We start from the raw sequence: 22,193 nt of genomic DNA, 5'->3' as shown, positions 1-22,193 counted from the left end.
CTGTTCACTATCCTTTTATAAAACAATGGCTGCAATCCAGCCGAATAGAAACAAAGGGATATTAAAGTGAACAAATGTCGGTACTACGGTATCCCAAATGTGGTTATGATTTCCGTCTGCATTTAGTCCTGATGTAGGCCCAAGCGTACTGTCAGACGCTGGGGAACCAGCATCTCCCAAAGCTCCAGCAGTACCAATCAATGCGGCAATTGCCATTGGCGAAAATCCTGCACTTAAACAAATCGGAACATATAATGCAACAATAATTGGAATCGTTCCGAATGATGAACCAATTCCAATAGTGATAACTAACCCTACTAATAAGAGAATAAATGCAATTAATGCTTGGTTATTTCCAAGAAATTGTGCTGAAACCTCTACTAAGGCATCAACAGCACCTGTGTCCTGAAGTACTTTCCCGTATCCTGAAGCAACAAGCATAACAAAGGATATTGTCCCCATCATGCTAATGCCATCTGTCATCACTTTATCAAGCTTAAGATATGGAACAACTAAAAATGCAAACATCAATAGCAGACCTGTTAAAGCTCCAAGAATTAAGTTTTCTGTGATAATTTGCACTGCCAAAGCACCAGCAATTGCAATTATAGTTAGTCCATGCTTTTTATTAAAGCGGAGCTCCCCGTCACTTTCCATTTCAAAGCTCACAGAACTCGAACCACCAGCACCTTTAATCGCATCTCTATCTTTTCGGTAAGTGATAAACACGGCAATTAGAAGACCAATAATTAGACCTAAGCCTGGAATTAACATAGCAAGCGCAGTTTGTCTTACCGATAAATCAATTCCATTTTGCGCAAGACCATCAACGATAACACCATGGAATATTAAACCAAACCCTGCTGGAATCATTACATATGGCGCTTTTAATCCAAACGTTAACGCTGTCGCTACCGCGCGCCTGTCAATCCGCATTTGATCAAATAATTTTAATAATGGCGGAATCAAAATTGGTATAAATGCAATATGAACTGGAATTACATTTTGCGATAAACAAGCAACCCCTGCAATAGCAAGAACAATCATCGTTTTCTTACCCGATAGCTTTTCAATAATAAATCGAACTAGAAAGCCAGTAATTCCCGTATAGCTTATTGTAATTGCAAAAGCTCCAAGCAATATATAACTTAAGGCAGTATTCGCTTGACCGCCCATTCCACTTACTAATAAATCTATCGTTTCAACGAAGGATAGATTTGACATTACTCCGGCAACAATCCCTGCTGCAATAATTGCTAAAATAACGTTCACCCGCAACAAGCTCAATATTGTAAGAACAAGTACAGATACAACAACAACCCATTCCACTGCAAAATTCCCCTCTCCGTCATTTCACATCAACACTTTAATACTTTATCATAATAAAGGATTAAAGGAAAAAATGCAACTACTTTTTGAGAAATAACAGAGAAAGGATATTACAGTTTTATCTCACTTGAAAGGAAAAGGATACATGATCTTGCACTGGTATCCATGCACCAATCCCCTGCTTTGTAACATTTTTAATGACGAGCTGTTTTTTCGCCCCTTTTAATTGTATATACACTTCACCAAAGGTAATTTCACCTTTTTCATTAACTGCCGGTGAAAATGCTTCAAGCGTTCCATTCTTTTGCGCTGGAATATGATATGCATTCGTTTTTTTGGTATTCTTGCCGATAATCACTTGATAAGAAAGCGGCAACTCGGTTTTCTTCTCCGCTTTCTCAATCATCATTTTTCTTACCGTTTCTGAATCTGCAATTTTATTCGTTAAAATACCTTTTACCTCTTTGTTTTCCTGTTGAATATAATTCATTTGCTGTGCAGCATCCCCATCGATATTATTCATTTCATTCTTATTGACTGACTGGTATTCCCAATTTACTCCCGTTTCTAATGATGCATAGTTAAGCGGCCAGCGCCCAAGATAAACCATACCCCGATACCCAATAGCTATAGGTGATGGTTTAATATTGGTCTCATTTAACATTTCGATTAAATCGGTATTATCAATCGGGACCTTGGCATTTTCAAGTAGTTCCTTCGTTTCGTCACTCGGTTCTATTTGTTCATAATCCTCTGTTTCATTCGGGTGCGTGTTTTCTTTTGATATATCCAATACATGATTTGGTATTTCGAAACCAGTTTCCTTCTGCTCTTTCTCCTTAGCTAAGCCAACAGAAGCAAAAGAAAAAAGAATTGAAAAAGCAAAAATCATTGCAGCAGTAATATTTTTTTTCATTGATCTCCTTCCTTTCTTTTCACATAGTTTTTTCTCAGCGCGAAAAATTATACATCCTTTTAGAAAAGATAAAGTTCATAGTGTACTGCTGTTTTTTCATCATAGAGGAAAGCATTTCAACAGCCTCTTAAATAAAAAACATGCAAGCCCACCGTTCCAGTGAACTTGCATGTCTATATTAAATATATCTGCTGTATCTCTTCTCTAAATATTCTTGGAGCATGCCAATTAAAATACATAGCGGCCAATAGATAAATGCAACAAGAATATACATCGTCATCGCGTCAAACTCTCTGCCAGCAACAATTTGTGTTTTTTGAAAAAGTTCTGGCACTGTAATAACCGCGGCAAGTGATGTCGCCTTCAGCATATCCATCATTACATTTGTCGTTGGAGGGATTGCCGTGCGAATTGCTTGAGGAAGAATAATCCTTCTCAAGGTTGTCCAATAAGGAATATTTAAAGCTTTTGCGCCTTCCCATTGTCCTTTATCAACACTATTTAATGCTGCTCTGTCAATCTCAGCGATATATGCAGCACTATTTAAGCCAAAGCCAATTATTGCCGCTGTTAACGCAGTAAATTCAATACCTATTACTGGCAGCCCAAAATAAAGAATAAATAGAAAGACAAGCATCGGAGTTCCACGCATAAATGAGATATAAACTCTCGTAGGCCAGCGCAGCAGCAGATATTTCGACTCTCTTGCTAATGCAAGGAGCAAACCTAAAATAAGGCCAATTACCATTCCTATTATTGTAATACCAACTGTCATTGGCATCCCTTCAAGTACAAAGGGCAAGCTTTTTATTGCAAGTTCAGCATCGAATAAATTACCTATATCAATTCCAGTGAAGTTCATATGATTTAACTCCTATAGTTCAATACCATCAATTTCTTCAATCTCACCTTCTGGTTCTTTAGATGCATCTTCTTCATAAAACTCTATCGCTAATTCAGACAATGTGCCATCGTCATGCATTTCTTGAAGTGCTTCATTTATTTTTTCTGTCAGAACTTCAGCACCCTTAGGAATAATGACAGCTTGTTCTGTTGGATAGAACTTCAAGCTGGGATGTAAATGAATATCAAACTCTGGAAATGCAGCCACACCAAACTTTGTTAAATAATAATCATTCATAACTAAATCCGTGCGTCCATTATTTACATCGCTTAAATAAGCTTCATTCGGTGCATTTCCATATGTCACTATTTCTGCTCCATAGTGTTCAGCTATCTGACTGTAAACTGTCGTTGCTCCGCCCCCAGCCTTCTTGCCTTCTAAATCTTCCAGGCTTTCAATCCCTGAATTATCAGCTGTACGAACTGCCATCGTTGTATAAGAATATTTATATGGATCACTAAAATTAAATTCCTTTTTACGTTTCTCAGTAATCGTCATATCGTTTGCAGCCACATCAATTCTGCCACTATTGACTGCCGGAAGCATGCTGTCTACCCCCATAATCTCAAAAGAAACCTCAAGACCCAAGCGATTTCCAACTTCACGCAATACTTCCACGTCATAACCTGTCAGTTCATCATTTTCATCATAAAAAGATGCAGCAATTAAAGTCCCTGATGTGCCAACTACAAGTTCCCCAGCCTCTTCAATTTCTGTCCATCTTTCATCTGCTGCATCTGTATCAGTTTCTTTTTCAACTTCTTCTGATCCCCCTCCACATGCAGCTAACAGCAGTACTAAAGCAAAAAACAGTGATAATAGTGAAACTTTCTTCATTCCAACCCTCTCCTGTTATAATATTTAATCAAAATACATTGTAACAATAAAGCCCTTACAAAACAACTAATTAATATCTGTACCTAAGAATAATACTATCACCACATAACAGTGATATCTGATTCGAAACACAATAAAAAAAGACAGAAAAAGCACACGCCTTCTGTCTTTTCATTTCTTCTTATTCATTTTCAACTCATGAATATAGGCGTTCAGCACACCGCCGATAATAACAATCATACCAAAAAGATAAAACCAGATCATCAGGACAATAACTGTTCCCAGACTCCCATAAGTTGCCGAGTAATTACGAAGACTGCTTACATAGTACGAAAAGCCCCAAGATACAATTTGCCAGCATACAGTTGAAAACAACGCGCCCCATACCACATGCTTAAAGTATACCTTTCGCCGTGGTGCAAATTTATAAAGAAATGTCAGGACAATAAAGAAAATAACCGAACTTGTTCCCCATCTTAATGTCTGCCATAACTGTACAAATTCATCCGACCAGCCAACCCAAGAAAATAAATACTCTCCAATCATCCGCCCAAAAACCGGCAGTAAAAGTGCAACAATCACGACAAGGAACATGGTAATTGTCATCAGCATTGCAAACAGCCGATAAATAATAAAAGATCGTTTCGGTTCAATAAGATAGGCGCGGTTCAATGCTTTTGTAATTGCATTCACTCCATTAGAAGCCGCCCAGAGTGTTCCGACAATCCCTATCGATAACAGCCCGCCATTTTGCACATTTAATAAATTCCCAACATTTGTTTGTATAAGTTGAATTACTGCAGGGGGAGCATAATCACCAATTGCCTGGATTACCATCTCTTCATCTACAGGAAAATAACCAATTAAGTTAATTAAAAATAAAAGAAATGGAAAAAGCGAAAGCAGAAAGAAATATGCTAATTGGGCTGCCAGACCAAAAACATCTACATCATCAATTCTCAGATAAAATTGTTTTACCTCACTAATGAGTTTTTTCATCATAGCTTCCTCCAGCAGTTTCTCCAAAAAGACAGCCGCCCCATCGAGTAAAGTGACCGGATGGGGCGTGTTCATGTTTAATTATTCTTCTTTACTAAAAGCTTTTATTCTCATTAAACAATTGTCTCTGCTTTTACTTTATGAAGGATATTATTTTTTATTCGAAAGTTTGTTCAAGGTAGTTTCAACTTGTTCTAAAGCATTCAATGTATTTTCCGTTCCAGTTTCAAGATTTGCATTTAATTTATCAAAAGCAGTACGGATACTTTGCACAGTTTCTGTTGGATTGCTTAAGATATCAGCTGAGTTTTCTTTCAGTTTGTTTAAACCGTCTTTCGTATATTCTCTTGTATCCTTATCGAATTGCATTGCAATTGCACCAAGCAAAGCGCCTGCTATTGTGCCAATTATTAGCTTTCTTTTGCCCATTTCAAATCTCTCCTTTAGTGTTCATTCTTCATATAATTCTATCATAACATGTTCCAGCATTTTCTTATATTATAAGCGAAAAAGTGAGCATTACGCAAAAAAAGCTGTATATATATCAGATATTTTCCGCAACACTTACAGTAGTTGAGATTAATCGGCAAAACTATAAGTAATCAATCCTTTAAACAGTTTTATCTTCGTCTGCATCGTTTTTTATTCTATTCCCTAAAAATTATAAACCGCCTCATTACGCAAAGATTCTGTTTTCCCCTCTACTATTTTGAAAAAACACTTGACTTCTCTTGCAAAATTCGGAATATTAAATAGTATAAATATTTTTAAAAAGAATGGGAGGATGATTTCTGTGGTAGATTTTCTAGAAAAAGTCAGTGGTTTTGTATGGGGCCCGCCTCTGCTAGTTCTCATTGTTGGTACTGGAATTTACTTAACCTTCAGGCTAGGCTTCGTTCAGATTCTTGCTTTACCTACTGCATTGGTGAATGCATTTAGCAGAAAAAAACAAGACAAGCATTCAGAAGGAGATATTACCCATTATCAGGCATTAACAACTGCGATGGCAGCAACGATTGGTACAGGAAATATTGTTGGTGTTGCAACTGCCGTCATAGCTGGGGGCCCTGGGGCAGTATTTTGGATGTGGGTAATGGCCATATTTGGAATGGCTACAAAGTATGCTGAAGCTGTGCTTGCAGTAAAGTACAGAGTCAAAAATTCCAAAGGAGAAATGGCTGGCGGACCGATGTACTATCTGGAAAGGGGCCTGAACGCAAAGTGGCTGGCTGTGCTATTTGCCGTTTTTGGATCAATTGCTGCATTTGGAATCGGTAATATGGTACAAGCAAACTCTGTGTCCGCTGCCGCCGAGAATTCATTTAACATCCCAACCTGGGTAACAGGAGTCATTCTTACCGGTATAACTGCATTGGTTATTCTCGGAGGCATTAAAAGCATCGGACGTGTAACCGCCTTCTTCGTTCCGATTATGGCTGTCTTCTATGTTTTTGGAGGATTAATTATTATGGCACTAAATTATGATATTGTACCAGCCGCAATTAATGTAATTTTAACTGATGCCTTTACGGCGAGTGCAGTCGGTGGTGGTATTTTAGGTACAGTTATCCGATATGGAATTGCACGCGGTATTTTTTCAAACGAAGCAGGTCTTGGTTCAGCACCAATCGCAGCTGCTGCAGCAAAAACCGATTATCCTGGGAGACAAGGGCTCGTTTCCATGACACAGGTATTCATCGATACGATTATAGTCTGCAGCATTACAGGTATTACAATTGTTATGGCAGACCTGCACCAAACCGGTATAGCAGGTGGAGCTTTAACAGGAGAATCCTTTAGTGCATTTCTGGGAACACCTGGATTATACATTGTAAGCATCGCCACTATTCTATTCGCATACTCCACACTTATCGGATGGTCCTATTACGGCGAAAAGTGTTTTAATTATTTATTTAAAAGTCCAAAGGCCGTTGTATTCTACCGTTCAATTTGGGTATTAGTGGTTTTTGTAGGCGCTGTAACGGTGATTGATGTTGTTTGGTTATTTTCCGATATCTTTAACGCCTTAATGGCAATTCCAAACTTAATCGGACTTCTCGGGCTTTCCGGTGTCGTAGCCTATGAAACAAAACGATTCCTGAAAGTAGCTAAAGAAGAAAAAGCAACAGAGAAGCAAGCCAAAAGAGCTTCCTAATCATTAAATAAAAAACCGCTTGGATTGAATACCCAAGCGGTTTTTTATAAACCTATTACACTATCTCACATTTAAAATGCTCACTTCTAGTTTTAGTTTTTCAAAGCATCTTTGATTAAAGCCATTCAAACAAACTTATACATCAAAACATCATCAACATACTCATTCTCATTCAGCTTAATTTCTTTAACCTTCCGACCTTCCTCAACAAAACCCATACGCTTATATAACGCAATCGCCCGATGATTTGTTGAAAACACACCTAAGCTTATCTTTTCTATCAGCGGATGTGCTTCTGCCCAAGCGAATAACTCACCGAGGAGTATTTTTCCAATTCCTTTTCCACGAAGATCTCTATGTATCATCATCCCAAAACTGCCTGTATGTGCTAATCTTTTGCGACCCGGGGATTGGAAAACTAACCAGCCAACAATAGCACTATCAGTCTCAGCTACGAGGATTGTTTCCCTGTCACTCTCTAAAATACGTTCCATCCACTTCTCCTGTTGTTCGACTGTGTTGTTAGCAAATTCTTCGTGTGCCGTAATCAAATATTCTCCCTCTTCAACAACAGCTCTTTGAATTGCCAACAGCGCCTCCGCATCGCCTATCACACCTTTTCGGATCTGCACTCTACAATCATTTGAAATTACCTCCATATGCATGTCGCCCCTCCTGTGCATTGAATGTTTATATAAAATCACAAGCTGTTTTTTACATGTATCGCAGGTTAAGAGGCAGTAACCCCCCACAGATTGAAGTTTCACTTTATATTTTCATTTATTCTGTAAATAATATTCCAAAATGTAAATTTGACAGGATATAGTGCAAGGATAACTGCAATAAACTGACTAATTGTTTTGACCCAACCCTGAATATGAAGTACATCCCGAATCAAATAATTAGCTAATTGAATAAGTGCAAACACAATAATTACAGACAAGAAAAAGAAAAAAATAATTTTAAGCACTTGCAGTATGGTGAGCTTTTTAATCTTATTAAGCTTTTTTATACTCCCATCGCTAATTGCAAAACAAAGAGCGGCAGCTGGAATAACAAACAGATAGATATCCAGATAACCATAAGAAAACCATAATACAGTCACCCCAAGAAGCAGTAACCAGCCGATTATATTAAATATCTTTCTATTCTCCACAATATCACCAGCCTATCCCTGTTTTCTATTTTAAATCAATCACAATAAGTAATATAATGATCTTTGTATATTACTACTACGAATAAAGACTGTTATTGTTTCAGCTTTCCATAATGAAATCATATACATTCCTTTGTCGACTCACTCATAAACCGTCATAATAATCCCATCCATATTATTTCCTGAGATATCATAATCCATATTTCTTGGCACTTCAATCAACTTAGTTTGGGTTAATGGATAATATGTGATGGTATACTTTTTTTGATTAATCGTCACTTTAATTCTTTTTTCTTCCTTTAGATAATCCAGATATTCTTCCAGAACAAAATCCTTTTCCTGCATGATTGCACTGTGGGGCAAGCCGACATAGCGTATATGCCATGGTTCATATTGAATCCCTGTTATTTCTGTTTTATGTAACGGATAGCGTAAAATAAAACCATATTCCCAAGCATTCTTCTCAATCCATTTTCCTTCTGGCGCCTCAGCCATCTTCATCTCTTGGGAGCCAACATCCAGAGCAAGTCCTAAGTGATGTTCACTATGGCCCGCTGGCATTGCACGCCCAGCTCCCATCCCTTCATAAAGTTCACTCTGTACACCAAAACCGCGATAACCGCTATTCACAGTAAATCCGTTTAAACCATCTTTCCCTGCTGCAGCAATCATTTCAGAGAACTTATGGGCAATCTCTTCGGATAAATAAATCTCATCATCTAATAAATGATATCCTTCTGTTAATTCATCTTCCATTTGTAAATGAACCACATCAGTTGTAATACTGGATTCAAGAACGGCATGCTCATGATTAATTAAAAGCAAATTACCTTTCCGAATTTCTTCCACTGAAACTTCGAGAGTCTTTGTTTCCTCAGTGTCTTTAGCATCTAACGAAATTCCCGTTTCCTTTATATCTATCTCAGATATAATAAATGGCCTTATTGCGAAGAAAGCAATGCCAAGTAATACAATTAAAATTAAACCCTGCTTTTTCATTTTCAATTCCTCCTTAACAACAACATTACATAAAAATAATAGAAGGAAAACCTTAAAATTTAAGCAGAGTAAATCTTAAATTTTTCTTAAATCCTTATTTATCATTAATGCCATGGACAGGCAGCCGCACTTCAAAAACCGTTTGGAGTACACTGCTTTCTGCAACAATCGCTCCATTATGCTGCTCCACAATATTTTTTGCAATAAACAATCCGAGACCTGTGCTATCCTCACGATATGTTCTTGCTTTATCACTCGTATAAAACATATCAAACAGATGCGGCAGCTCGCTTTCAGGAATACTGTCTCCATAATTAGTAACCTGAACAACAACTTCATCATTTTTTATAAACCCTTTGACATCAACAAATTGACCATCATCCCCATAACGAATCGCATTCGTCAATAAATTTTCAAATACACGTGCGAGTAAATCGCCATCACCAACAATGGGTAATTGTGTATCTATCTTAACTCTTGACTGAAGCTTCGCCTTCTCAAATAACGGGTATAGCTCTTCCGTCAACTGGTGAAGCAATTCAGTTAAATCAATCGCTTTATTTTCAACCGGCAATAAGCCATAATTCATGCGAGTCATTTCAAATAATTCATCAATCAGTTTTTCCAGACGCTGCGACTTAGAAATGGCAATCATCAAGTAATCTCTAACCTGTTCTTTCGTCAAATTCTCATCCTTTAGCAGCAAATCCAAATAGCCTAATACCGATGTCAGCGGTGTACGCAAATCATGCGCCAAGTTTACAACCAATTGATCCTTACTGCTTTCAGAGAAATCCCCTCTTTGAATTGCTTCCTCTAATTTTTCACCTGCAAGGTTAATATCCTGAGCGATTTTCCCAAACTCATCATTTGAACGAATTTCCACTTGGTAATCAAAAGTTCCCCTAGCAAGATAATTTATCCCCTGAGATATCTCTTTAAAGTAAGTGGAATATCGCTTTGTAAGGAAAATGAATATAAGGAAAGATAATAGAATAAATAAGACAAAAAAGACTTGAAAATCCCCAATCTCCTTGATTAATTGCCGAATCTGAACTAATGGATCCTCATAATTAACAGATGTATGGTAGTAATATTGTAAAATTTTGAAGCTAAGATAGGTGAAAATCACCGATAGAATCATACTTATTCCAAAAAGCATAACCATCTTTGAACGAAAACTGTGCATTATTTTAACCATTGAATGTATACCCTACTCCCCATACAGTTTTAATCCATTTGTCTTTCTGCTTATCCTTTTCCAGTTTTTTTCGCAATGTGCGTATATGAACCATAACAGTATTGCCGCTTGCAAAATATGCTTCACCCCAAACCTGCTGGAAGATATTTTCGGTACTAAAAACTTTCTTCGGATGACTGGCTAATAAATATAAAATATTAAATTCCTTTGGTGTCAACTCAATTTGTTCACCATATAAAGTAACGGAGTGATGCTCTGGAGAAATAGTTAAGCCGCCGAACATCATATCGCCCTTAGCCTCATTTGTTGCTTTTTGCTGATTCAGTTTAATAAATCGTCTCAGCTGGGCATTAACCCGAGCAACTAACTCTATTGGAACAAATGGCTTCGTCATATAGTCATCCGCACCAATCACCAGGCCTTGAACTTTATCAAAATCAGATGTTTTTGCACTCAGAAAGATGATTGGCATATTATAGTTTTCCCGAAGTTGGCGCGTTACTTCATACCCATCCATTCTCGGCATCATAATATCCAAGATAACTAAATCAATTGGATGATTTTCAGCGATTTGAACTGCTTCTTCGCCATCAGAAGCTTTCATTACGATGTAACCTTCTTTTTTTAAATGGATGGCAATTAAATCAGCTATTTCCTTCTCATCATCCGCAATTAATATTGAAATTTCCCTCATTACTCCACTCCTAGTCCTGCTCTTACTGCATTTAATGAACTGGTTTTTATAATTGCTTATATACCGTACATTGCCCATTAATTATAATTTACCATTACAGCTGAATTTTTAATAGTGAAAGCAGACCCCCGTGAATTCAATTATACAGTCATCCATCTGCCTATATTTATGCAAACCAAAAACGCCTACGTCAGAAACTCAAGCCTTTCATTTACAATGAAATAAAGTCTAAAACTGCATTTTTGAACTCTAATTGATTTTCTATATAAGGGTGATGCCTTCCATTTATTAAATACACATGCTGTTTTTGAAATTTAAATTTTCGATGGTGTTCTGGACCTACAGCATGATCATATTTACCTGCAATTACCAATACAGGTTGGATTACTTTCTCGGTTAATAAAGCCTTCACCGCTTTCATAATACAGTTTTAATCCATCACTCGTTCTGACATTCATTCCGAACAAATTAGAAATTCGGAAAAACGTCGTTGAAAGGGACTCTCTCAGACAAGAAGATTGGTATCGGTTCAGGTAGAAACTGTCCTCGGGGATGTCTCTATTAGACAAAATAAACCGCAATCCGGATTAAGTCCATATAATTGTGTAAAAGAATAGGTCATCATCATGACCCGTGATACAATGTTTTCGACCAAGAAAACGAAACGGAGGACATGATGATGACCCAACTTAATATTACAATAGATTTAGAAGAACTTAAAGCGAAAGTAGAAAATAGTTCACTTGAATCACCTGTTAAAGCTTCTCTTACTCTTATTTTGAATTCTTTGATGGAAAAAGAACGGGATGAATATATCAATGCTCTTTCCCATGAACGAACTAATGACCGCAAAGGATATAGAAACGGTTATTATGAACGGCAACTTGTCACAGGTGCCGGCTCGCTTAAACTAAATGTCCCTCGAACCAGGGATGGCGCATTTTCACCAAGTGCTTTTAAAAGATACGAGCGTTACGATCAAGCATTAGTTTTATCGATGATGGAGATGGTTATTAATGGCGTCTCAACTAGGAAGGTATCTAAAATCGTAGAAGAATTATGCGGAAAAAAAGTATCCAAATCTTTTGTTTCTGAAATAACCAAATCACTTGACCCAATAGTTAACGAATGGAAAAACCGTCCATTAAACGCTTACTACTTTTCATATATTTATGTGGACGCCATGTATATTAAGGTTCGTGAGGACAATAAAGTTGTTTCTAAAGCAGTATATATTGCTTGTGGAGTAAACGAAAAAGGATATAGAGAAATCATTGGAATCCAAATCGATTATAAAGAATCTACTGAAGCTTGGTCTAAGTTTTTTGAACACTTAAAGTCACGCGGAATCCAATCACCTAAAATGATAATTTCGGATGCACATGCTGGGTTAGTAAGAGCCATTGAAGAATCTTTTTTGGGTACTTCTTGGCAAAGATGTGTTGTACACTATCTTCGTAATATGACAGACACCATGCCAAAAAAGAAGTTGATTGAAGCACGTGAAGATTTAAAAGCTATTTTTAGAACTTCCAGATTAACACATGCACGTGAACTAAAAGATAAATTTATTAATAATTACCAAGATACGAAGAGCCTTCAAAAAGTCATTGAAAAACTAGATATAGGTTTCGAAGATGCTATGCAATTCCATTCTCAAAAAGCCAAATACCATAAACACTTAAGAACGACCAATATGCTAGAACGGGTTAATCGGGAAATCCGAAGGAGAGAAAGAGTGATCTCAATATTTCCAAATGACCAGTCAGCTATTCGGACAATTGGTTCAGTACTTATGGATATAGACGAAGACTGGGAAAAAAAGCAATACTTCAAGGGATTTGATGAAGTCGAATAGAACGCAAGAAAATGACTTATGGTATTTGTTGGCGGGGCCCCGCCAACAAATACCATGAACTTATAACCCGAATCAATGGCAAGCAGCTAAGCCCTCGCTGTACATTATGCTTTATAAGATGGTTGAAAATGTTGTATTAACTTTTACACAATAATATGGACTTGACTGCAATCCGGAAAAGCTGTCCTTGAGAAAGCATCTATTAGACAGAATAAACCATATTCCAGAAAAACTGTTCTTAAGAATGCGCCTATTGGACAGAATAAACGGCAATACAGAAAAGCTGTCCTTGAGTAGATCCCCCGGTCAAACAAATCAGGGTCCAGCTCAAACTGTCATTGATAACGCCTTCCACCTCCCGCACAAACTGTACCCTAAATAAAAAAGTTAAACTAATGCACTATATTTCGACTATGACAGAAGGCAAACTGTTTAATCATTTTTTATCCCTTTTATTCATCAGCTTCTTCGGTACAAAATAGGAAATCGAAGCGGCAAGCAGGGAAAGAGACAGTGTTAACATAAATGGAGATGAACTGCTTTTAATAATCGTTTCTTGCGCTATAGACCCACTCATCATCCAAGCATGATTTGTCTCTGGATTATACATTATAGTAAGAACAAACCCGGATAAATACTGGAAAACAGTAAACAAAACAATAAAACTTATTGCAAAAGCAATGTACTTTCTCATTTCTGCACTCCCTTCCCCTAAACTCTTATTCTCCAATACGAACAAACAAATAAGTTTCACAAGAAATCTGTCAGATAAAAAAGAAAACCCCTGCCAAAAAGCAGGGGAGCTCAGTAATTTAAAACTCTATAAACCAGTCTATGGATCTATCCCTTAATCGCTCCTTCTGTCATTCCTTTAGCAATCCGCTTTTGGAAAATAGCGTAAAGCACGATAACCGGAATGATAGCGATGACAAGACTGGCAAACAACGTTCCCCAGGCATTAGTGTACTGCGCTTCACTGCTGATATAGTCAATCGCAAGCGCCAATGTATAATTGCCTTCAGTCTGAAGAAAAATCAGTGCCATAAAGTATTCATTCCAGAACTGGATTGCGTTCATAATTGTCACTGTAATAATTCCCGACATGCTTAACGGTGTAATGATTTTCCATAAAATCCGATAAGGAGACAATCCATCAATTGCAGCCGCTTCCTCTAATGACTTCGGAATCGTGCTCATGAAGCTTGTCAGCACAAATATGGTAAACGGCAGCTGACTTACCGCATAAACAATTGCCAATCCATAAATATTATCTAATAGATTCATTTCACTTAAAAGAAAAAATAATGGTATCCAGCCCAGTACCATTGGAATCATCATTGCTGATACATATAATGTAAAGAGAAATTTACTGCCGCGAAAATTAATCCTTTCAATTGCATATGCAGTCGGGATTGCAAGCACTAAGGTCAAAAGCGCACCTGCGACTGTTACAATTAAACTGTTAAACACACTCGCATCAATATTATAATTTGTCCATGCTTGAGTGAAGTTTTGCCAATTCAATGTTTCAGGCAAGCCCCATGGATTCCTATAAATTTCAGCATTTGATTTAAAGGAGCCTAAGAACATCCAGAATATCGGGTATAAAACAGCAACCGTCCATAAAATTAAGGGAATGCGGATTCCTGTTCTTCCTAAAATTTGTCCAACACTTTTTTTCATATTCATTCCACCTCCATATTGTGATACTGGATTCAGGTGCATCTCCACCGACAGTTACACTAGTATTCTACTTTTTCTCTTCGCATCAAGAATTGCAGTATGAGTACAGTAACTAATGAAAGAATTAGAATCATCACACCAATAGTTGCTCCATAGCCAAAATTATGCTGGACAAACGCTTGCTGATATAGATAAGAACCCATCACATGTGTGGAATTATTCGGGCCCCCGCCCGTCATCACCTGTACAATGATAAACGACCCATTTAATGTTGTAATCACAATATAAAGTATAGAAATTTTTATTTGCGGCCAAATAAGCGGCAATGTCACTTTCCAGAATTGCTGCCATTCATTTGCCCCATCCATTTCGGCTGCTTCATAGTAACTTTTTGAAATATTGCTGATTCCTCCCATTAACATCAGCATAAATAACCCAATCCCAGCCCAGATAGATGGAAGCACCAGACTCGGCAATGCCCATGTTTCACTTCCAAGCCACGGTCTTGCCCATGATTCGAGTCCAAGAAATTCCAGGCCTGAATTCACAAGACCCATGCTTGGATTGTAAATAAATGTCCAAAGTATCCCGATTACGACCACCGACATGATATTTGGAAAGAAAAAAACAATCCGGTAAAATGGGGCTTCTTTGATTTTAAGCTGGGTCAAAGCAACTGCAATAAATAATGCGATAACCATAATCCCGATCACCTTTGTCACTACGAGGAAATAATCGTGAATGATTGTATTGGGGATAATTGCGTCATTAAATAATTTTATGTAGTTATCAAATCCTATAAATTCCTTGACATGTGAGGAGCCTGACCAGTCGAAAAAGGAGTAGTACAAGCCGCTGAACAAAGGATATAGCGTAAAAATGGCAAACATAATAAAAGTGGGAACTAAACAAAATGCCAGAAAAGTATATTTTTGTTTCTTGGACTGTACCATGTTATCACTCTCTTTCTAGTAAATAGTAGTATGGAATATAGGGTCTTCCCTATATTCCATACCGGCTTGTTAATTGCGATACGCAGCAGCTGCTTTTTCTGCCGCTTCTGCAAATTCCTCTGCAGTCATATTGCCAAGCATCAAGGACATTAGTGCATTTCCAATTGGTGTTTCCAAATCTGCACTCATTGGATGTGGCTTATGATAAATCTGCACTTGTTCAGGATCGTTAATCATTGCATTTGCTTCTGTCAGATAAACTGGCACTTTATCACTCTGTGAAAGATCAACTTCTGTAAGATTCATGATTGCACCAGTATGCTCAGAGAATGACATTGCGTAATCTCTTGTAAATACAAATTCTACAAAGGCCTTCGCAGCTTCCGGATTTTCTGCATTTTCAGCAATCGCTAGTGGTCTTAAATCAGGTACAATTGCATAAGGCTCTCCAGCATCCTGCATTGGTGATGGTATAAAACCAAATTCAAGGCCATCTGGAATATCATTTGCCATTTCATTTGGAAGCCAGAAACCTACCGGGACAAAAGCATTGTCATGAAGCAGAAAATTCATCTGCGACTGTGTATGGTTTAATGCTCCTAAACCGGTGTCAAACATGCCCTCCGCTGCCATGGTTTCTACTTTTTTCATTGTTTCTAAAACGACATCACTTGTCCATGCACCTTCAGCACCAGTTATAAGATCACTCAATAGTTCATCCCCGCCAGCAGCTCCAAACGCTGGATAAAGCATGCCGCGAAGGAAATAGTAAGGATGCTGACCGGACGTTACAAGCGGGTTAATTCCTGCTTTATTTTTAATTTCTTCCATTGATTTCATGAAGCTGTCAAAATCTGTTGGCACTTCAAACCCTTCTTTTTCAAACCACGCTCGGTCATACCACGTTCCCCATGTATCGAAAACCAGTGGCAAGCTGTAAATTTCACCATCATAAGTCGCAGGATCAACGATAAAACTTTCTGCTAACTTATCTCCATTTTCCAACTCAATATTCTGCAGCCATTCGGTTAAATTCATCAGCTGTCCATCTTCAACCATCTGCGTTTCACTTGAACCTGCTCCATCAATATAAACGACATCAGGCGGATCATTCGACACCCATCGGGAACGCATTTCCTCGTTAATATTCGGTCCAGCATGTTCAATAATATTTACGTCAGGATATTGCTCTTGAAAATCCCCAATCGCTTCTTTCCACCAAGAATCTCCATACCCTCCCACGAAGTACTGGATTTCAAGGTCACCAGCAATTTCTCCATCTCCACTTTTTTCTTCCCCATCACTTGAACCTGTATCTGATGTGTCATTTGCTTCTCCATCATCAGAAGAACAAGCTACAGTAAACGCCAGCATGAACATCGCAGCAAATAACAGCATTGCTTTGGTATCCAATAACTTCTTCAACTTTTTTGCCCCCTTTGCTAATGAAAAAATATATGAAACGCATCAACACTTTATTAGTACATTGTTGATGGAATTACCCATGTTTTTATGAAAAAGAACCAATAGCCTCTCTGATATACCCATTTGCATGCTTGATAGCCTGCTCAGCTTCTTCATAAGTAGCTCCTGTTTCCAGCATGACAATGGCAGGCTTCACTTTATAACCTGTTTGTCTTAAAACTTCTTCTGCTCTTTCATATGAAACATCAGTTATTTCCCTAACAATCCATTTCGCCCGTTCTCTTAATTTGTAATTGCTTGCATGGACATCGACCATGAGATTTTCATAGACCTTGCCAAGCTTTACCATCGTCACAGTACTGATCATATTTAATATCATTTTATGCGAGGTGGCAGCTTTCATACGCGTCGACCCGGTCAATATTTCCGGGCCTGCAATGACTTCAATCTTACAATCTGCCTGTCTGCTTATCTCCGAATCTTGATTGCATGTAAGCGAAATTGTATATGCTCCTAATTTCTTGGCATATTTTAATGCACCTAATGGATATGGTGTTCTTCCGCTAGCTGTAATACCAATTACAGTGTCCCTTTCACTAATATTCCTCGCCTGCAAATCGTTTTTCCCCTGTTCTTCATTATCTTCAGAACCTTCAACAGCGTTAAAGAAGGCATCCATCCCGCCAGCCATTACTGTCTGCACTGTTTCCCGTTCCGTCATAAATGTTGGAGGACATTCAGAAGCATCCATTACCCCGACACGCCCGCTTGTTCCAGCTCCTACATAAATAAGCCTGCCGCCATCTGAAAGTCTTCTAAAAATGTTTTCTGCTGCAATTTCAATCTGAGGCAGCACTTTTTCTACTGCAAAAGCAACCTTTTTATCTTCCTCGTTAATCGTTTGCAGCATTTCCAATGTAGACATCTTATCAAGTGTCATACTATTCCGATTTCTCTTCTCAGTTGTCAGCCGAAATAAGTCCATTCCTCGCGCCCCTTATCTGTATAATATAATTAATCATTATTTTAAAGCGCTTTCATTCTATGTTTGAAGAACCTTTGTTGAAATTGTCTTTATTATAGAATGATTGAATTATTATGTCAATATTATTTTATATATTAGTAATAATATTTCAACACGAATAAAAAAGTACATGATGCCGTTCCATATTAATAATTATCTTTTAAAAATGATACGGCTTCTCTCGTTTCATCCAGATGCTTAATCGTATTTTCATATTCCATTGAGGCCAGACACATGAATAATATATCAATCATATGCAGCTGGGCAATTCGTGAGGAAGTTGCTCCACTGCGGAAGGTTGCTTCTTTTGTTGCGGAGGTGTGCAGCTGGATATCAGAGTATTCGCTGACCTTTGAGCTTCCATACTTTGTAATGCTGATTGTTTTTACATTTTTCTGCTGGGCAAGCTCAAGCAGTTTCGCAACATCCGTTGTATTTCCTGAAAATGAAATACCAACAACCACATCTTCAGGTCCTCTATTCGCAATAGACGTTGCTGCAATATGCACATCGGAAAAAGAATAGACATTTTTATCAATTCGCAAAAACTTCTGTTCTGCATCTTTAGCCGCAATGTATGAGGCACCAAATCCAACAAAAATAATTGTTTTAGATTCGGACAATACCTTTACAGCTTTCTGCAGTTTTTTTTCACTCAAAATATCTACTGTCTCTTTTAAAGTTTGGATTGTATTAGAGGTTACTTTATCAATAATGTTCCGGAACTTTTCATTCGGCTCGATGTCACGATATTCATTTACCGACTGATCCTGCAAGTCACTGGCTACACGAATTTTCAGCTCCTGAAACCCTTTAAATCCAAGCGATTTACTTAAACGAATCACTGCAGCACTGCTTGTTTGACTCCTTTCCCCAAGTGTTAATGCAGTCATTAGAATTGCTTCCTCTGGATTTTCCAGTATAAATTCAGCAATCTTTTTCTCTGATGGCGGCAGACTATTCACCATCTCCTTAAGAATAATTAATCCACCCTTCACATGTGTCATTTCTTCACCCTCTTAAATTATTAATAATAGCAGCGTTTATGTTTATCCGTTTCATTTGGTATGCTCCAATAACAGAACCCATCACAGGGGGAATATCTGGTAATATAAGCCGGATGCCTTGAATGCCGGACAGTTCATTTTTCACCATTTCAGGAATGATATCTTTTTCATTGAAAACACCGCCACATAATACAACCGCTGTTTCCTTATTTTTTTTGAACAGCTTTGTATAAACTGTCCTGATATTATGAGCTAGTTCCTGCGCTGACCCTAACAAAATATTGGTTGCAACAATATCCCCTTCTTTATATGCTTGAAATACAATTTTTGAAAGAGGTGAAATCTCACTTTTTGGTGAAGTGGCAGCATATACTTTTGTGATAAGCTTTTGAGGGTGATTAACAGAAAAATGCTTGCATATCAACTCAAGCAATCGTGTTTCTGCTCCTCTTCCATCAAAATATTTTAAAGCTGCAGCAAGCCCTTGTCTCCCTATTGCATATCCGCTGCCTTCATCCCCAAATAAGTAACCCCAGCCGCCAACACGCATCTCAGCTCTCTCTGCATTTACACCATATGTAATCGAACCTGTTCCGGCAATCTGGACGATGCCTGGAGAACCGTAAGTACCGGAGTAAAGTGCATTTACAGTATCCATCTCAACTTGAACAGCAGTATCCCCCGGGAGGAGTTCCTGCAAAAGCTTGTGTAATTTGGTTTTATTTCCTATACTTCCCGCTCCAGACATCCCTGCGAATACGGCGGCTGTATCTTTCAGGGCAGCTGAATTCTGTTTTTTCAAAGTCAGGAATAAACCTTGAAACTCTCGTTCTAGTTCCTTAGCACCCACGGCATTCGGGTTTGTCGCTCCCGCTGTCGCTTCGACAACAATATTCCCTCTCCTATCCGCAACAATCACGTGTGTTTTTGTTCCTCCACCGTCAATCCCCATCACATACTCCATACTTTCCCTCCCACTTAGAAAGCGCTTTATTATCTACAGTATAGAGTTTCATGTTAATTAGCAATAGGCTTATTAAAATTGACCAAACACGGACAGATTTCTGTGTGGCCGGGCTGTTCTGAAGTGCTTATTCAGTGTTCTGATTATGTTTAATACTATTAAGAGCATTTGTTAGAATATTACTGGGAATGTGATATGCAGACGATAAAATAAGCGTATCAACCAACATGCATATACTTTGAAGTCTTTTATACAATTGGTGCAATACACGTTGCATCATTATTTTTCGCTGTATTTACATGGTCAGATACTGTATAAGCCTTTAGCTGCGGCTCCTCTGCATTGTCCAACAGCTGTTTTGCATCCAAGGGTTTTAATTTATCTGGGACAATCCATGTATCCTCTGTTTCTTTAGACAGGATAATAGGCGTCCGGTGATGAATATCCTTCATAAAACCTTGGGACTCTTTTGTAAGGATAGTGCAAGTAAATAAAACTTTATCCTCTTGCACCCATTTATCCCAGAGTCCGGCAAAAGCAAAATAGTCTCTTCCCTTCACTTGAATACGTTTAGGTACTTTGACATCGCCAGTTTTCTTCCATTCATAAAAGCTGTCTGCAATAATTAAACAGCGCTTTTGCGCCATAAGCTGTTTAAAGCTGGGCTTCTCGTGAGCACTCTCGCTTCGGGCATTAATCATCTTATAGCCGATTTTAGGATCTTTCGCCCAAGATGGCACCAAGCCCCAGCGCAAATAGCCTGCACGTTTTTTCTTGCCATCATGAATAATTGCCAGTACATTTTGTCCTGGAGCGACATTATAGCTCTCATGGTAGTCGGCAATTGGCTCGTCCAAATCAAATTCGTTTAAAATATCTAACTGATCTCCGAGTAATGTATACCTTCCGCACATAATCCAGAAGCCCCCTAAAAGATACTAAAATCCCAATGGCTCGCAATATGCCGCAATAAACGAATGCCGGCTATACTATTTCCTTGTGCATCTAGTGATGGACCATACACACCAACACCACATCCATCCATAAAAGGCAGAATCTCTTCTCTCACACGTGGTGGAGTGGACGCCATAATTCCACCGGACACACCACTTTTTGCCGGAATACCTACATAAGCAGCGAATTTTCCTGATGCATCATACATGCCGCAAGTAAGCATCAACACTTTGGCCAGCCTTGCAATCTGACGGGGAATAATCTCCTCACCAGTCAGCTTGTCCATACCATCATTTGCAAGCACCATTCCGAGCCTTGCCAGGTCATCAACTGTTATATTAATCGAGCATTGTTTAAAGTAGGTTTCTAATGTAATATTTAAATCCGATTCTAAAACGCCTGTCTCAAGCAAAAAATAGCCAATTGCGCGGTTTCTTAAAGATGAATCCCGTTCTGATTCATAGATATCCACATCAATTGTCGGCCGGTATCCAAGAATTCTTTCCAGCAGATCAAGAATTCCTCTCAGTTTTTCATCAGAAGTTCTCCCCTTTAACAGTGAAGTAACTGTAATTGCACCTGCATTTACCATTGGATTGAACGGCTTTTCGATTTGTTTCATCTCTAAATGCATAATGGAATTAAAAGCTTCACCTGTAGGCTCCACATCAACACGACTTAAAACATAGGAAACACCGCGCTCCATACAAGCAACAATGAAAGAAAATACTTTGGAAATACTCTGGATGGTAAAAGGCGTTTCAACATCACCTGAACGAATTGTCATTCCATTATTTCCAATGATTGTAATTCCCAGTGAACCCGCATCGGCCTTTTCTAATTCTGGTATGTAAGAGGCTAATTCGCCATCAGCAGTATGCTTTCTATAAAATGTAACCCAATCATCAACATAGTTTTGCAGCCATTCCTGCGTAAGTTCTGTATTCCAGTTAGTAGAACCTTGAACCACTTGAATCACCTCATGACCATAATTTGTCGATTATTTCAGACAATGAAGGCAGATAGCAAAGCATTACACTTTCCTATCTGCCAAAAAAAAACGAAATATATCGTTTCGCACATTGAATAGACAATATTTTACCATCATTGTAGCAGGGTTCTGCCCTTAAAAGCA

Annotated in this window: 23 protein-coding genes; 2 read left to right on the top strand and 21 right to left on the bottom strand. The window is 38.2% G+C overall.

Features of this window, described 5'->3' with window-relative positions:
• Nucleotides 1-15 precede the first annotated feature (15 nt).
• From NST93_RS18975 to NST93_RS18950, 6 genes are all read right to left on the bottom strand, one after another.
• The gene (locus NST93_RS18975) at nt 16-1,329 is read right to left on the bottom strand and encodes a Na+/H+ antiporter family protein (protein WP_405099793.1); all 1,314 of its coding nucleotides are present in this window, start codon (nt 1,327-1,329) and stop codon (nt 16-18) included.
• A gap of 118 nt (nt 1,330-1,447) precedes the next feature.
• A complete protein-coding gene (locus tag NST93_RS18970) occupies nt 1,448-2,245 on the bottom strand; it encodes a YfkD family protein (protein WP_405099791.1) in 798 nt (265 codons plus the stop codon).
• Between the two features lie 178 nt (nt 2,246-2,423).
• Nucleotides 2,424-3,107 (bottom strand): amino acid ABC transporter permease, encoded by a 684-nt coding sequence (locus NST93_RS18965; protein ID WP_405099789.1) that lies wholly within the window; start codon nt 3,105-3,107, stop codon nt 2,424-2,426.
• Between the two features lie 12 nt (nt 3,108-3,119).
• Entirely contained in the window at nt 3,120-3,986 is an 867-nt protein-coding gene (locus tag NST93_RS18960) for a transporter substrate-binding domain-containing protein (protein ID WP_405099787.1), read from the bottom strand.
• Between the two features lie 171 nt (nt 3,987-4,157).
• On the bottom strand, nt 4,158-4,985 hold the full coding sequence (locus NST93_RS18955; RefSeq protein ID WP_405099785.1) for a YihY/virulence factor BrkB family protein: 828 nt from the start codon (nt 4,983-4,985) through the stop codon (nt 4,158-4,160).
• A gap of 150 nt (nt 4,986-5,135) precedes the next feature.
• Entirely contained in the window at nt 5,136-5,414 is a 279-nt protein-coding gene (locus NST93_RS18950) for a YtxH domain-containing protein (protein WP_405099783.1), read from the bottom strand.
• Nucleotides 5,415-5,769: 355 nt separating this feature from the next.
• On the opposite strand from NST93_RS18950, the gene NST93_RS18945 reads away from it, so the two are divergent.
• Nucleotides 5,770-7,140: an alanine/glycine:cation symporter family protein gene (locus NST93_RS18945; protein ID WP_405099781.1), complete on the top strand. Its 1,371-nt coding sequence runs from the start codon at nt 5,770-5,772 to the stop codon at nt 7,138-7,140.
• A 125-nt stretch (nt 7,141-7,265) separates the two neighbouring features.
• On the opposite strand, the gene NST93_RS18940 is transcribed toward NST93_RS18945, so the two are convergent.
• The 6 genes from NST93_RS18940 to NST93_RS18915 form a co-directional block, all read right to left on the bottom strand.
• Nucleotides 7,266-7,799 (bottom strand): GNAT family N-acetyltransferase, encoded by a 534-nt coding sequence (locus tag NST93_RS18940; RefSeq protein ID WP_405103963.1) that lies wholly within the window; start codon nt 7,797-7,799, stop codon nt 7,266-7,268.
• Between the two features lie 104 nt (nt 7,800-7,903).
• Nucleotides 7,904-8,296: a disulfide bond formation protein DsbD gene (locus tag NST93_RS18935; protein WP_405099779.1), complete on the bottom strand. Its 393-nt coding sequence runs from the start codon at nt 8,294-8,296 to the stop codon at nt 7,904-7,906.
• A gap of 141 nt (nt 8,297-8,437) precedes the next feature.
• Nucleotides 8,438-9,295, bottom strand: coding sequence for a D-alanyl-D-alanine carboxypeptidase family protein (locus NST93_RS18930; protein ID WP_405099777.1), 858 nt, complete (start codon nt 9,293-9,295; stop codon nt 8,438-8,440).
• A 94-nt stretch (nt 9,296-9,389) separates the two neighbouring features.
• Nucleotides 9,390-10,496 (bottom strand): sensor histidine kinase, encoded by a 1,107-nt coding sequence (locus NST93_RS18925; protein WP_405099775.1) that lies wholly within the window; start codon nt 10,494-10,496, stop codon nt 9,390-9,392.
• Complete coding sequence (locus tag NST93_RS18920; protein ID WP_405099774.1) at nt 10,489-11,190, bottom strand: response regulator transcription factor; 702 nt, start codon at nt 11,188-11,190, stop codon at nt 10,489-10,491. The genes NST93_RS18925 and NST93_RS18920 overlap by 8 nt, the downstream gene beginning before the upstream one ends.
• A gap of 211 nt (nt 11,191-11,401) precedes the next feature.
• Nucleotides 11,402-11,611 (bottom strand): alpha/beta fold hydrolase, encoded by a 210-nt coding sequence (locus tag NST93_RS18915; RefSeq protein WP_405099772.1) that lies wholly within the window; start codon nt 11,609-11,611, stop codon nt 11,402-11,404.
• Nucleotides 11,612-11,869: 258 nt separating this feature from the next.
• On the opposite strand from NST93_RS18915, the gene NST93_RS18910 reads away from it, so the two are divergent.
• Complete coding sequence (locus NST93_RS18910) at nt 11,870-13,048, top strand: IS256 family transposase (RefSeq protein WP_405099770.1); 1,179 nt, start codon at nt 11,870-11,872, stop codon at nt 13,046-13,048.
• Between the two features lie 436 nt (nt 13,049-13,484).
• On the opposite strand, the gene NST93_RS18905 is transcribed toward NST93_RS18910, so the two are convergent.
• The 9 genes from NST93_RS18905 to NST93_RS18865 all read right to left on the bottom strand — a co-directional run bounded on the left by NST93_RS18905 (nt 13,485) and on the right by NST93_RS18865 (nt 22,028).
• Nucleotides 13,485-13,742 (bottom strand): hypothetical protein, encoded by a 258-nt coding sequence (locus NST93_RS18905; protein WP_405099768.1) that lies wholly within the window; start codon nt 13,740-13,742, stop codon nt 13,485-13,487.
• 146 nt (nt 13,743-13,888) lie between these two features.
• Complete coding sequence (locus NST93_RS18900; protein ID WP_405099766.1) at nt 13,889-14,731, bottom strand: carbohydrate ABC transporter permease; 843 nt, start codon at nt 14,729-14,731, stop codon at nt 13,889-13,891.
• 59 nt (nt 14,732-14,790) lie between these two features.
• Entirely contained in the window at nt 14,791-15,684 is an 894-nt protein-coding gene (locus NST93_RS18895) for a carbohydrate ABC transporter permease (protein ID WP_405099764.1), read from the bottom strand.
• A 69-nt stretch (nt 15,685-15,753) separates the two neighbouring features.
• Complete coding sequence (locus NST93_RS18890; RefSeq protein WP_405103961.1) at nt 15,754-17,082, bottom strand: ABC transporter substrate-binding protein; 1,329 nt, start codon at nt 17,080-17,082, stop codon at nt 15,754-15,756.
• A gap of 112 nt (nt 17,083-17,194) precedes the next feature.
• The gene (murQ, locus tag NST93_RS18885) at nt 17,195-18,094 is read right to left on the bottom strand and encodes an N-acetylmuramic acid 6-phosphate etherase (RefSeq protein WP_405099762.1); all 900 of its coding nucleotides are present in this window, start codon (nt 18,092-18,094) and stop codon (nt 17,195-17,197) included.
• A 185-nt stretch (nt 18,095-18,279) separates the two neighbouring features.
• Complete coding sequence (locus NST93_RS18880) at nt 18,280-19,140, bottom strand: MurR/RpiR family transcriptional regulator (RefSeq protein ID WP_405099760.1); 861 nt, start codon at nt 19,138-19,140, stop codon at nt 18,280-18,282.
• Nucleotides 19,141-19,144: 4 nt separating this feature from the next.
• A complete protein-coding gene (locus NST93_RS18875) occupies nt 19,145-20,104 on the bottom strand; it encodes an N-acetylglucosamine kinase (RefSeq protein ID WP_405099759.1) in 960 nt (319 codons plus the stop codon).
• Nucleotides 20,105-20,352: 248 nt separating this feature from the next.
• Entirely contained in the window at nt 20,353-21,018 is a 666-nt protein-coding gene (locus NST93_RS18870) for an SOS response-associated peptidase (protein ID WP_405099757.1), read from the bottom strand.
• Nucleotides 21,019-21,032: 14 nt separating this feature from the next.
• The gene (locus NST93_RS18865) at nt 21,033-22,028 is read right to left on the bottom strand and encodes a glutaminase (protein ID WP_405099755.1); all 996 of its coding nucleotides are present in this window, start codon (nt 22,026-22,028) and stop codon (nt 21,033-21,035) included.
• Between the last annotated feature and the right edge of the window lie 165 nt (nt 22,029-22,193).

It is taken from the genome of Oceanobacillus sp. FSL H7-0719 (assembly GCF_045040795.1).
In the GTDB taxonomy this organism is placed as follows: Bacteria; Bacillota; Bacilli; order Bacillales; family Amphibacillaceae; genus Oceanobacillus.
The sequence above is the reverse complement of the archived record's forward strand: the minus strand, read 5'-3'. Positions and strand labels throughout refer to the sequence as shown.